This is a genomic window from Mesorhizobium sp. M7A.F.Ca.MR.176.00.0.0, assembly GCF_004023165.1.
Classification (GTDB): Bacteria; Pseudomonadota; Alphaproteobacteria; order Rhizobiales; family Rhizobiaceae; genus Mesorhizobium.
In genome coordinates this window covers 1-12630 of sequence record NZ_RZTC01000145.1, presented here as the reverse complement: position 1 = coordinate 12630, position 12630 = coordinate 1, and the positions used below count along the sequence as shown (strand labels likewise).

General features: G+C 58.1%; 11 protein-coding genes and 3 pseudogenes. 6 read left to right on the top strand and 8 right to left on the bottom strand.

Annotated features, from left to right (window positions below):
- Positions 1-115: 115 nt before the first annotated feature.
- Positions 116-1876, top strand: a complete 1761-nt coding sequence (locus tag EOB59_RS30730) for an ATP-binding protein (RefSeq protein ID WP_095488811.1) — start codon at positions 116-118, stop codon at positions 1874-1876.
- On the opposite strand, the gene EOB59_RS30725 is transcribed toward EOB59_RS30730, so the two are convergent.
- The 3 genes from EOB59_RS30725 to EOB59_RS30715 are packed head-to-tail and all read right to left on the bottom strand — an operon-like array spanning position 1873 to position 4351.
- Entirely contained in the window at positions 1873-2580 is a 708-nt protein-coding gene (locus EOB59_RS30725; RefSeq protein WP_095488810.1) for an IS6 family transposase, read from the bottom strand. The genes EOB59_RS30730 and EOB59_RS30725 overlap by 4 nt on opposite strands.
- Positions 2577-2954, bottom strand: a complete 378-nt coding sequence (locus EOB59_RS30720) for a hypothetical protein (protein WP_128289979.1) — start codon at positions 2952-2954, stop codon at positions 2577-2579. Before EOB59_RS30720 ends, EOB59_RS30725 begins: the two co-directional genes overlap by 4 nt.
- On the bottom strand, positions 2951-4351 hold the full coding sequence (locus tag EOB59_RS30715) for an ISKra4 family transposase (protein ID WP_095488818.1): 1401 nt from the start codon (positions 4349-4351) through the stop codon (positions 2951-2953). The genes EOB59_RS30720 and EOB59_RS30715 overlap by 4 nt, the downstream gene beginning before the upstream one ends.
- A 413-nt stretch (positions 4352-4764) precedes the next feature.
- Here EOB59_RS30715 and EOB59_RS30710 point away from each other — a divergent pair, with 413 nt between their 5' ends.
- On the top strand, positions 4765-5070 hold the full coding sequence (locus tag EOB59_RS30710) for a tyrosine-type recombinase/integrase (RefSeq protein ID WP_280953401.1): 306 nt from the start codon (positions 4765-4767) through the stop codon (positions 5068-5070).
- Positions 5071-5125: 55 nt separating this feature from the next.
- Here the strand turns inward: EOB59_RS30710 and EOB59_RS30705 are convergent, their stop codons facing one another.
- Both EOB59_RS30705 and EOB59_RS36885 read right to left on the bottom strand, forming a co-directional pair.
- On the bottom strand, positions 5126-5836 hold the full coding sequence (locus tag EOB59_RS30705; RefSeq protein ID WP_245330065.1) for a plasmid pRiA4b ORF-3 family protein: 711 nt from the start codon (positions 5834-5836) through the stop codon (positions 5126-5128).
- A 75-nt stretch (positions 5837-5911) separates the two neighbouring features.
- Positions 5912-6447: pseudogene (locus tag EOB59_RS36885) on the bottom strand (helix-turn-helix domain-containing protein); the annotation flags it as partial.
- Positions 6448-7213: 766 nt separating this feature from the next.
- Between EOB59_RS36885 and EOB59_RS30690 the strand changes: the two are divergent.
- The gene (locus EOB59_RS30690; RefSeq protein WP_095488796.1) at positions 7214-7888 is read left to right on the top strand and encodes a RolB family protein; all 675 of its coding nucleotides are present in this window, start codon (positions 7214-7216) and stop codon (positions 7886-7888) included.
- Between the two features lie 785 nt (positions 7889-8673).
- On the opposite strand, the pseudogene EOB59_RS30685 reads toward EOB59_RS30690, so the two are convergent.
- Positions 8674-8883, bottom strand: a pseudogene (locus tag EOB59_RS30685) (DDE-type integrase/transposase/recombinase); the annotation flags it as partial.
- A gap of 51 nt (positions 8884-8934) precedes the next feature.
- On the opposite strand from EOB59_RS30685, the gene EOB59_RS30680 reads away from it, so the two are divergent.
- Entirely contained in the window at positions 8935-9168 is a 234-nt protein-coding gene (locus EOB59_RS30680) for a DUF6429 family protein (RefSeq protein WP_095488795.1), read from the top strand.
- Here EOB59_RS30680 and EOB59_RS30675 read toward each other — a convergent pair.
- Entirely contained in the window at positions 9149-10732 is a 1584-nt protein-coding gene (locus tag EOB59_RS30675) for an IS66 family transposase (RefSeq protein WP_245486827.1), read from the bottom strand. The two genes, EOB59_RS30680 and EOB59_RS30675, sit on opposite strands and share 20 nt — an antisense overlap.
- A 95-nt stretch (positions 10733-10827) precedes the next feature.
- A complete protein-coding gene (gene tnpB / locus EOB59_RS30670; protein ID WP_245330064.1) occupies positions 10828-10980 on the bottom strand; it encodes a transposase in 153 nt (50 codons plus the stop codon).
- 491 nt (positions 10981-11471) lie between these two features.
- On the opposite strand from tnpB, the gene EOB59_RS30665 reads away from it, so the two are divergent.
- Positions 11472-11933 carry a helix-turn-helix domain-containing protein gene (locus EOB59_RS30665; protein ID WP_095488792.1) on the top strand — a complete coding sequence of 154 codons (462 nt, stop codon included), beginning with the start codon at positions 11472-11474 and terminating at the stop codon, positions 11931-11933.
- A gap of 295 nt (positions 11934-12228) precedes the next feature.
- Positions 12229-12609 (top strand): annotated as a pseudogene (locus EOB59_RS30660) (recombinase family protein); the annotation flags it as partial.
- Positions 12610-12630 lie beyond the last annotated feature (21 nt).

Below are 12630 nucleotides of genomic sequence, written 5' to 3'. Positions count from 1 at the left end.
GGTTAGGCGGCACTGGGCGCAGCTTTCCATATTATATTTTATGGTTCTCGCTTCCGTATTTGGTTGCACATAGCAGCCCAATCCAAGAATAAGAACAATCGGCAGGGAGATGGGAATGGTCACGAACTACCAGGATCAGATCGAACGGGTTTCGAGCGAAAGCCTCGACGTTTTCGAGAGAATTTCCAAGGACGCACGTTCGGCGCTTGGCGAGCCATACTCCACCGGCCCGACGGCGCTCGCCAGCGTGAACACCTTTACGTCAGGCGAAGCCGTCAGGGCCCTGGGCAACGTCGACAGCGCAAACCGCCGTGCTCTCGAACTGCTCGCCAAAGAACCGGCCATCGCCAGGGTGGTAGCACGTCAGGACGATGGAAAGATCGTCATCTATTACATTTGCCGTGGAACGGCTTCAGGAAGCCCCGGCGGAGACAAACGCTTCGCTGGACGCAATTCGTTGATGGGCCGGCTGGCGTCCTTGGATGTGGGCGACGATTTCGATATCCGAACCCCTGGTGGCGTTCAGTCTGTCGAGATCATCGAGAAGGCGATCCTTCATCCTCATGAGCGCCAGGGCCAGTGGGACTCGCGTAACTCCATTCTGGAGGGCGAATTCTACGGGCCCATTACCGTCATCTCCATGCTCGATGCACTCGCCGTGCATATTGCCGTCGGGGAAGATAGCTCCATCCTCGACAGTATTTTGGCTATCGATGAGCAAGCAACCAACATCATTGAAGGCATCCGGCGCAGTGTCATCACGAAGATGGGCCTGCGTGACCAACCGATCCTGGATCGCTATCAGGACGAGATTTTCCGGTTGCCCCTCAACAGTCAGTTGCTGATTATAGGACCGCCCGGCACGGGCAAAACCACGACCTTGATCCGGCGTTTGGGACAGAAGGTCGATCGTGTCTATCTTGATGACGATGAACGGCGCTTGACCGACAACAGCAGTGCCGACAATGCCGTGGATCACTCTCACAGTTGGCTGATGTTCACTCCCACGGACCTGCTCAAGCAGTATCTCAAGGAGGCCTTCGCGCGCGAAAACATTGCTGCGCCCGACCAGAAGATCGCGACATGGTCAAGCTTTCGGCAAGGCCTGGCGCGAAACAGGTTTCGCATCCTCAAAGCTTCTGACGGCGGCGGACCTTTCATCATGAAGGAAGGTGAATCCTATGTCCTTCCTGACGTGCTCAACAAGCAAACAGCTTGGTATGAGGATTTTGTAAGCTGGCAGGCCGGCGACTACTGGGAGGATTTAGGCGGTGCAGCCGACCTCCTTGAAAAGAATGGAAACTCGGAAACCGCGCGCCTCGGGCGGAGGCTTAGAGAGGCCGTCGTCGCGGAAACGCCTACCATTTCGCTTCCTCGCGCCTTACTGGAACTGGTGAGCGTTTCCTCTGACGTTGAAGGTCTCCTCTCCAGCATGAGGGAAGAAACCGACACCGCGTTGCGGCGGCGCCTCAATACTCAGGTCAATCAGGACCGAAAATTTCTCGAAGGCCTGGCGGCATTTATCGACGGGCTCAATACGCCCGACGACGACAATGACGAGCAAGACGGCGACGAGGACGAAGATGTCCAGACCCAGGCACCTCGTCCGCGCATGGCGGCAACTGCGGCAGCCTATATGCGAAATCTGCGCAGCCAGGCCCGGGCGCGCTTTGGTCGACGTACATTGGGCCGAACCACGCGATCTGGCCGTATTGCGGAATGGATAGGCGACCGCACTTTATCCGAGGACGAGCTCCGTGCGATAGGCGAGAGCCTGCAAATCCAGACGGCGCTCCGAAAGTTCACCAATCCTATCCGGGGTGCTGTCAGACCAATTCGAACCAGTCGCAGTTCGCCAAGAATTTGTGAAGTCTAGGCCGAGCCGAGGCTGCGCCACTCGGCGAGAGCGGCGGCCCGTTTAAGCTTGAAATTGTCGCGAGTGTAGAGATGGCGTTCCTGGTTAAAGTGGTTTTGGACGGACGAATGGACTGCGGCGAATTTCTGCAAACATCGCATCTGCCGGAAGCGCTGCATGGCTCGTTCTCGTCGTCGGAATGGCAGGTGTGAATTCTCCGCTCGATTGTTCATCCAGCGCCCGGTTTGCTGGCGATCGGCAGTTCCAATTTCCTTCAGGGCCGCGCCGTAGGACCTTAGCTTGTCCGTCACGATGGTCTTCGGAGAACCATTTCGTTTCATTGATTTCTTGAGGAATTTCAGTGCTGCCCTGCGATCCCGCCTCTTTGAAACAAAGGCTTCGAGTATCTCCCCTTCGTGATCCACGGCCCGCCAAAGGTAATGGGTCTCGCCGTTGATCTTCACGAACACCTCGTCCAGATGCCACTGCCATTGCGGCCAGGCCCGCATCCGTTGCGCTCGCTTCCGGCGGATTTCAGCCGCGAACATCGGGCCAAACCGGTTCCACCAGAACCGGATTGTCTCATGGCTGACATCGATGCCGCGCTCGTGCAGCAGATCCTCGACATTGCGCAGCGAGAGAGGAAAGCGGACGTACAGCATCACCGCCAATCGGATGATCTCGGGTGACGTCTTGAAGTAACGGAACGGGCTGGGTTTGGTCATCCTTCGACGCTAGAAGCCCACCCTGCACGCTTCAACCTAGTTTCCTCTGACATGACCCCCGCGTGAATTCGCATGTCTTCTTCCGTCGGCGCGATGTCACTTTTCCAATCGAGAACGACCGAGGCGCGACCCTCGTCCAATGCGACGGCGTCAATCCGGCCGGCAAGCGCTGTGGGCTCGCTCGCATCGGCGAGCAACGCGTAGATCGGCCACTCTGGAACGAGGCCCGGTCGCAGGGCGGCGATCTCCGGGAGATGTAGGGTTCTCCAGGCGGTCGAGGCGATTTCCTCGGCTTCGGGAAGATCGACCTCGTCTTCGCGATCGACCACCAGCTCTGCGATAAAGGGGAGCATAAGGATTTGTGGGGCGGTCAAGCGGCGCGGACCATTTCGCCGTTCTCGTGATTGTCGTTCGCCATGCCGCGATACCATTGCCGGAAGGTCGAGCGCAGGGAGCCGTCGAGGGTCTGCGTGCGGGTTTGCAGCAAAAGATGTGCGCCGATCCTGCTCCACTGCATCTGCTGTTTCTTGGCGAACCGCTTGGAGATGACGGCGTTAACGGTGGCCTCGACGAAGGCCGAGGAGATGCGTTCTCCGGACCGGTAGCGTTCGCCGTAATTGATCAGGCTGGCACTGTTGGAGGCGATGTAGGTCTGGAACTCCCCGATAGCGGTCAGGAACTTGCGCATGTTCGGATAGCCTGTTTCGAAACCTTCCGCGTGGAATCGCAGGCCGGCGATTTCGTCACGGGCACGATAGACGTTACCATGCCAGAGATGCCATTTGATCCTGCGCAGGGTTTCAAGCAGGTCCTGTCCGGCCTGTTCGTCGTGGTTTTCGAGCCCTTGAGCGAACTGGCGAAGGACCGTGATGCGCATGGTGATATGGAACCAGTCGAGGACATGCTCGCTCGCCGGGGCGATCATCTCGGCGAGCGAGCGGACTTCTTCCCCACCGTCGGTGATGAAGGTGATATCCTGATTGGCTTGGACGCCCTGCTTCTTAAGATGGTCGAGAATGCGCCGTTGCGGCCTGCGATCATAGCCGTGGACGAAACCTATGTAGCGCGGAGCGCCGACTTCAGGCAGCGAGCGGCCGACGATCAGCTCGAAATTCTTCTTCCGGTCGTCACGGTCGCGGATGTAGCCGCCATCCAGGCCGATGACGATGCGGCCATCGGGAACAGGCAGGTTCATCCAGTCGCGCGGGCAGGCATCCTGCATGAAGGATACCCGCTCTTCCGTCAACTCCCGCTCGATGCGGCGAGCGGTGCGCAGCGCATGCTGCCGGACTGTTGTGGCGTTGGCGCCGCAATCGATCGGCAGCACGTCGGCCAGCAACTCGGCCGCGGCGGCATAGGGCACGAGCGAGGCCCACCGGGTTTCCAGATAGAGGCGTTCGGGCGCGATGTGGTCTGGGATCAGTGTCCGCAACGGCGAGACCGTTGCAGGGCTGCTCGCGCCGTCCGTTCGCGGCAGGAAATAGCGCGGGCTTTTCAGGCGCACGTCGCCGAATAGCGTATGAAAGGTGACGGGATAGCTTCCCTTGCTGCGCAGGCGACGCCCATCAAGCTCGCGGTTTTCGCTCAGCCAAAGTTCCACCTGCGTCTCCACCATCGCCTGCTGCAATTTCGCAAGAAGGCTTTTCGCCTCCGACAACGACAGACCGAGATCCTCGGCCCCTTTCGTCACCTTCACCAGATCGGCGACCGTCTCGGTCGCGATTCTTTCGCCATCGTCATCTATCATCTGCAATACTAGCCGCGCCCGCATGTCGTCTTCCCGCATCGAGTTTTCCAGAATGACCGGAGTGGAAAAACTGATTGCGCCCGTGACGCCCGTTTCTCCTCTGCGGCCTGCCGGAAACGCTGATAAAGACCATCAGTTAGCAATCCGAAAATCGTCCGGTAACCCGACATGACCTCGATAAAGCGGGCCGCAAACGCCATCGCAACAATCCTGATCCAGGAAGGGATCGACTACCTGCAAAGCACGGCGGTCATCAAACGCGCCTGCACAGGCCTGGCCGGTGATCGCCGCCGGAACGGCGGAGGGTCGAGGAGGAACTTGACCGTCATCAACCATGCTTATGACGCCGGCGGAACGACAGGTCTGTTGCTCCAGACCCTGCTCGAAACCGGGGTGCATACCGATCCGCCGGGAACTGGCGCAGACGCTCCGGCTTCATATCGGCGTCCGCCATGCCCTACACCTACAGCCGCCAGCGCATCGGCCAGATCGTTCCCCAGATTTCAGGGAAGGCCCGGATCACCAAGCGGGTCTATCCGCACCTTCTGCACTACACCATGGCGACGAAACTGAGGTGGCTCGTCATGGACATCACCGATGTGCAGCGTTTCCTTGGCCACGAGAATATCGAGACGACGCGACATTGCGCCGGAACTACGGCCGCGACCTGCGCCGGAAATTCGATCAGATCACGGACCAAGGCTGCGCAGGCCTTGTTCGGGCGTCCGGCACACTCGCGGTGATGATGCCACCTTCTGGGGGCCAACCTGCTTTCGATAGATCAGGTCGCCAGGTCCGTCACATCTGCTGGTGCATGAGGATCAGATGTTCGCTCTGCCGCAGGCGATCATTCACTTTCCGCTCCTCGAACGACTGGCCCAGCAGAGTAGCTCGGCCTTTGATCCGAAAGAGCAATTCCTGCAATTCCCCAGCGCGGTCCGGATCATCGAGGACCGCAAGGGACCGGGTGTCGCCGATTTCCGTGATGAATTCCAATGCTGTGGCGAGATCCTCATGGAGGTCAGGCCCGAGCGCCTCGTCCCTCTGCCACATCCAGGCTCCCGGTCCACCACAATCCTCAGGCGGACAGTTGCTTTCGCCGCCCGTACACGCCGGATAGTGAGCGCCGTGTTTGACAGGCCGGCGCTCCTCTAGCCGGACCTCGTGCTCCCAGGGGGTGTTGAGGTCGTACTCATACAGGAACCGGCTGCCCTTACGCAGTTGCAGATTGCCAAGTGTGACAACCGGAGAGCGGGCACCCGCCTCCCACGAGCCGTACCGCACCGTGTGAATGACGAACTGGTAAAGGTGTATGCCTTCCCATCCCATCGCGACCTGAAGGACGCCATGAAACTCGCGTAGCGTCATCGTCGAGGGAACCTGAACCCTACGCCACACCATCGGGCTCACGTCGTGCAGCCAGATGCGGAATTGCAGGATGGAAATCTCATCCTCCGAGGCTGCCGCCTCTCCGGCAGTTTTCGTCGCTGCCCGTTTTGCCCTTTTCAAATCCGCCGGCCCCGTCGAAATTCAATGGTGACGACATACTCCGGTCCAGCCCGCCCCACAAATCCTCATGCTCCCCTTCATCAAGGTTCGCACGTGTAAGCGGCCCGTTTCATAGCCCTCCCGCTTCAGGAGTTTTTGCATCAGCCGGCTGCCGGCGAACGGATAATCCATGTGCAATTCGTCGATCCGGCGCATCAGCTTCAGATCGGCGGCTGACACGGGCCGAGGCAAGGCGTAGACGCTGCCCCGGCTGATCCCCAATTCGGCAGCCTGCTTTGTAATCGGCAAGTCATGGTCGCGATCAATCATCGTTTTACGCTCGCCAACAGCCCGGCCTTGTCGAGCGCCGAGCCTAAAAAATCATTGGCCAGCGTCAATTCGCCGATCTTGGCATGAAGAACCTTCACATCGACCGCTGGTGACGCTTTCTCCCCACCGTTAAACACGCTCGCGGCTCCCTCAAGAAGCTGTTTCTTCCAATCCGCGATCTGGTTGGGATGCACATCGTATTGCTGCGCCAATTCCGATAGCGTCTTTTCCCCTTTCAGGGCCGCAAGCGCCACTTTGGCTTTAAAACCAGCAGCATGGTTACGGCGAATTCGTTTCGGCATTTCAGCTCCTGTTCGTGAGCCACTCTGGCTCAGCTCAGGCAGAAATTCCACTTAACCCCCTGTTCAAATTTCCCGAACCAGCTCTCTCTTTGCCGCCTACAACGCAGCAGCCCTTCCAACTAAGCTCATGGTCCCAAAATCGGGGTCCATTTCACGTGCGTGTGCCGGGACCGACCTGTTCGAAGTCAGGAGTATCGGCTTCGCCGTTTACGCCGCGAGTGCACGAATGCACAAAGAAAGAAAGAAAGAAAGAAAGAAAGGCGACATCGCTATAGATCCTGCCCCCCACCGAGCCGAGCCGAGCCGAGCCGCCCCTGTTCTGCTCGCCATTGGGTGCTGTCGCTGTCTACAATTGCGGTCCAATAAGGAAGAGCCGCCCCTGTTCTGCATATCCTGCCCAATGCGGGGCCCACAGCCCAATGCGGGGGCCAACAGCATCTCCCCACCGAATAACTTTCCACTCTCTTTAAATGGCGCCTTTTCGCGTAGTCAACGTGTTGCATATAAATCAATTATAGCCAATCACTCAATATCACAGATTCCACGGGCGATGGAGTCATCTACTCTGGCTCTTCCAGAATACGTAGAGGACTTTTCTGGCTGTTGCAACGAATGTGACGTGTTGTTGACTTGCCCCTATACAGAACGCTAAAGTCACGCCCCGTGAACTCTCGTGAGGGTTAACGGATGCACAGAACCAGTGCCCTCTATATAAACCAGTGACACCTATAATTGCCATACAGTGAATTAGACACACAACTTTACCATGGCAGACAACTATCCAACCTACGAGCGCCCCAGATTTGACAGCATCTGCCTAACGGGGATGCCCAAACACGACCTCTGCGACGGCCTTAATGAGGCAGTCAAAAAATATCGTGCTTACCTCAAGCGGGTCATGAAGGCTCAGGTCAATTGGGTGGCTGAGGCGCGGGCTTATGAACAAGCTAAGGGACTTCCTCCAAAAAATTTTACTGCATTGGAAACGGGGCCCTGCATGACAGAAACTCCACTCTTTGGCTATTGTGAACCTATCGAACTTGAACGCGTCCCTGTTTGTGCTCCAAACCCCCCCCTCTTGTATGTCTTTTTGCCCACAGATGTGGTAGAATCCTGTGTTGAACACAGGAACTTAGAAGCAGTCCCAACTAAATATTTTCCTGGGGTGGTGCTGGCGATGGACCTCTGGCCATACAATGAGGTCATCACTTCTAAATCTATAGCTAGTAAGTACCACGACCGATGGTGCAGTACAGTCGAGCGTGAACATATCAAGTCTTTCCTCGCCATCTTTCCCACTAGCCAGTTCACTTCCGAAGGAAACGGTGTATGGACCCGCTGTATAACAAGGGGGCACTTCGACATCGTCGCCCACGGACAGATGATTTGGCCCTCCTCTACGCCCGCCACTGACTGGCCGAGCGCATCTGGTTGGGATTAGTGGCGCAACCCTCGCCACTATACGCTAATGTTATTCCTGGATCATCGTAGAAATACCATTTCCTCCTTAATTGTCTTTGATTTCGTTGTATTTGTTGTATTGTTATTTTCGTTTCCATTTCTTCGTTCTGCTTTGCAATCGAGGAAATGCATGTTGTTGTGCTGCACTTTATTCAAATAAAAGGCCAGGATTATTACTAATTATGATGTTCTTTACGCTCAATTAACCAATTTGATGTATAAATGGATCGCAGCGTTATGCGCTATAAAGCCTATGACTATAACTCGTTGATCGCAATGATCGCCATTGATATGCCATATCTAGAGCAATCAAATGCGCCAGGATATTGGCAATTGGATAATCTGACTCTACACTCTAACAAATTTTCGGAAAGTCGTTTCTTATTCTTAGCACCGAGATCATTAAAAACTATCATTTAATCCTAGATGTAAATGTCCCAAAATTTTAATTTTGGAACATTTACATCAGGATATATCCTGCCGCCGCCGCCTCGATGAGGTCCGCGATTCGGGTGGAGCCTGTCAGAAATTTCTGCGGTTAACGGTCCACGGGGTGTCGGGTTGTCGGGTGGAGCAGCAGCAACCGGCTCTTCTTGAACGTGAGCGCAACGAATAGCCCCAGGGCTTTCGTGATTGACTAATTTGGTTTCTGGCTCTCGGTCAGAACTTCTGCTTTGCCCGCCGGACCGCTTCATATGACACGTCGATACAGGCTCTGTCGCAAACTTGGAAATGGGATAGTGAACGGCCATTTCGGCCTGTCCGTCAGGCGGCGAGGATGTCGAACTGCTCGGCGATCGATGGACTGGGATTGTAGGCATACCGCGCCTGTCGCTTGCGCATCATATGGATCATCTCGATGCCGGAGAGGATAACCACGGTGCTCGCCTGCGACTTGAAGCCGAGCATGGATCGAATGCGGCGCTTGATACGCCTGTGATCCTGTTCGATCCGATTATTGAGATACCGGCTTTTGGTATCCATCCGGTCTGGGTGCGGCGGTGCTGTCTGTGTTAAGCTGCAGCGATGGAGATCGATACCGACAAGATCGATGATGCGGTCCTGGCACTGCTTTGGCTGACCCTGCACAATGAACGGTGCGCCTGGAAGTGCTTTGACTGGGACGTGACGGATCGACTTCACCGGAAGGGATTGATTGCCGACCCGGTTAACAAGGCAAAATCCTTGGTATTGACGGACGAGGGTCTTCGGCGCTCGAAGGAACTGTTTCGCGCGCTGTTTACGCGGCCGACGCCATGAGCGCCCGAGCGGGCCGCCAGTTCCATGGCAGCAGGCCCTCGAGCCGTGTGATCGGCGTGTCGGCGATGCGGGAGAGGACGTCGGCAAGCCAAGCCTGCGGATCGACGTCGTTGAGCTTGGCGGTGTTGATCAGCGTCGCCATGAAGGCAGCCCGATCGGCACCGCGATCGGAGCCCGCGAACAACCAAGCTTTTCTGCCGAGAGCAAAACCACGCAGCGCGCGTTCGGCCGCGTTGTTGGTCAGGCAAATCCGGCCATCGCCGAGGAAGGTCGTGAACCCTTCCCAGCGCTTCAGTATATAGTCGATTGGCTCGGCGACCGGAGAGCTGCGCGACAGTCTTGCCCGCTCTGCCCGCATCCAGGCCTCAAGTTCGGTGGCGAGAAGACGGCTTTCCTGCCGGCGTTCCAGACGTTCGCCTGCGGAAAGCCCGTTGATCTCGCGCTCGATATCGAACAAGGCGTCGATGCGTTTGACCGCCTCAAGCGCGATCGGCGAGATCGGCGCGGCGTTCTTTCCACGCTTGGCATTCGTGGCGATGTCGGCAAGCACGAAGAACTTGCGGCGCGCATGCGCCCAGCACAGCGCCTGGGTCAGCGGGCCGGGGTCACGGTCCATCTTGAACAGCGGATTGTAACCGCCATAGGCATCGGCCTGCAGAATGCAGGTGAAGCTCCGCAAATGACGCTCGGGATGTTCCTGCCGCCGATCGCGCGAGGCATAGTAGAGTGCTCCCGGCGGCGATGTTCCGCCGAACGACCGGTCATCCCTGACATAGGTCCAGATGCGCCCAGTATCGGTCTTGCCCTTCGCCAGAATCGGCACGGTCGTGTCATCGCCATGCAGACGCTCGGCGGCAAGCACATGCGCCTCGATCAGCGCGTGCACCGGCTTGAGCGCCGCGGCACAAGCGCCAACCTGGTCGGCCAGTGTGGAAAGGCTGAGGTCGATGCCTTCGCGGGCATAGCGCTCGCTCTGCCGGTTCAGCGGCTGGTGCTGGGCGAACTTCTCGAACAGGATCATCGCCAAAAGGTTCGGCCCGGCAAAGCCGCGCGGCGTCACATGGAAGGGCGCCGGCGGCTGCGAGATCTTCTCGCATTCGCGGCAAGAGAACTTCTCGCGCACGGTCTGGATCACCTTCCACTGGCGCGGGATCACCTCCAGCGTCTCGGTAACGTCCTCGCCAAGCTTGGCCAGCCTGCCCGAACCGCAACACGGGCAGTTCGCCGGCGCGGCTATCACCACGCGCTCACGCGGCAGATGTTCGGGGAAAGGCTTGCGCGACGGTCGCTTGCGCTCGAACGCCCTGACCGTCGAGGAGCGTGCCGTCAGTTCCGCCTCCAATTCGTCCTGGCTAGCGTCGACTTCCAACTCCTCAAGCTGCAATTCCATCTGTTCGAGAAGCCGCGCCTTGCGCTCCGAGCGGCTGCCATGGATCTCGCGCTTCAGCTTCTCGATCTCCAGCCTGAGCCGCGCGATCAGCGCATCCGAATGCGAGTTCACGGCCTGCGCGCGGGCAGCGAGTGCTTGCGCCTCACGGCGGGCGGCGCGCTCCGCGAGGATCATCGCGTGCGCACTGGCAAGGTCACCGGGAAGCTGATCGGCCGCGTCGGTCATGGCGCGATGGAATCATATTCGCTCCTCCATGCCAACGATTTTGCTCATCCCGCCGAGCTCGGACGCCAGGTTTTTTGCGGCATGCGCCAGTCGATGCCTTCGAGCAGATAGCCAAGCTGCGCCGGCGTGATCACCACCGTGCCGTCGGCCGCCGATGGCCAAATAAAACGCCCGCGCTCCAGCTTCTTGTACCTCACTTGGGAATGCAGACTCTACGAACGCAGATACGCAATTAGTGCGGATCACGCATCCGTTTCATCCTCTGTTCTCGCGGCTGCTGCCATGTGTCGGCAGACGATACAATCGGCATGGCGAACGCCTTTTGCTGCAGGCCGACGATAGCGCCGTATGGTCGGTTCCTCCGCAATGGACTGATCTTGCGAGCCCGGATCCAGAAGTTGTCATGGGGAATGGGAGGGCGCTCTTGCGTACTGTCGACTTGCTGGAACTGGCCAGTCTGGTCGGGCGCCTTTCTGGTAAGTCGGCTTCGCGATCACTCGACAAGCTGTAAGGATAATTATGCCGCTTCTGTAAGGCAGATTATGCCGCTGGAGGATTTACATGATGGGCATATCCCGACATTCCGGCTACACTCTCAGTGTTGATCACGCAAGCCGCCTTGACAACGATGTTAATGGCGGCATAAATATATTTACGATTATGCTTCTTTCCGCACTCGGAGCCGGCGATGTCTGCGATGTCCGACAGCAAGCGCTCGAAGACGGATGCCCTCATCGAAGAAGGCACCTTCAATCCAAGCCCCGAGAAGGTGGGCGATCCGAAGTTCCGGGGCAGCGAGTTCTTCGATCCGCACGACGCCGTGCAGGTCAGATACGAGATGCTGCGGCGCGTCTCCATCGACAACGTGTCGGTGACGGTGGCGTCCGACGAGTATGGCGTTTCCAGGCCGACCTACTATCAGGCAAGGGCGAGCTTCGACGCAGCCGGGATTGCGGGACTAGTACCAAAGAAGCCGGGCCCCCGCGGTCCCCACAAGATCGACGACGAAGTCCTGGCGTTTCTTCAGGCGCAGTTGGCCCCGGGCGAACCCGTTCGTGCTCGGGAACTGGCGAAGCTGGTCCGCTGCGAACTCGATGTCGAGCTTCATCCCAGGACGATCGAGCGGGTATTAAAAAAAACCGGCAGGTGAACATTGCCGCGACATCGGCGCGTTCGTCGATCCTGTCGTCGGCCATTGCGGCCCAGTATGAGGTGCTGCGCGGGGCAGCCCTCGGCGAAGCTCTGCCGCTCAAGGCCCGTAGCGGCCTCATGCTCTTTCTGCGCCGGGGCATGTGGGGGTGGGCACAGACGCTGGCCGCAGCAGCAAATCCCCCGCAAGAACAAAGTCATCCACCGTCGACCGCCTGGCCGACGCACGGCGGGCACGCAGCCGTCGTTCACGTCCTTGCGATAATAGCCATGAGCATCCACGACCGGAGATCACCATGAATGCGCACCTTAAAGTCCAGTCTCATCACGTCGAACGCAGCGCCTACCTGTACATCCGCCAATCCTCGATGCGGCAAGTCATCGAGAACACCGAGAGCGCCAGGCGGCAATATGCGCTTCGTGGACGTGCGGTCGCCCTCGGCTGGCGGGATGAGCAGATTATCGTCGTCGACAATGATCAGGGCGAATCCGGTGCTTCGGCGGCCTGGCGCGAGGGGTTTCAGCGCCTGGTCAGCGACGTCGGCATGGGGCGCGCCGGGATCGTGATGGGGCTCGAAGTCTCCCGGCTGGCGCGCAACAATGCAGACTGGCAGCGTCTGCTGGAGATTTGCGCTCTTGCCGACACCCTCATCCTCGATGAGGATGGCGTCTACGAACACACATCTTAATGCCCCAAT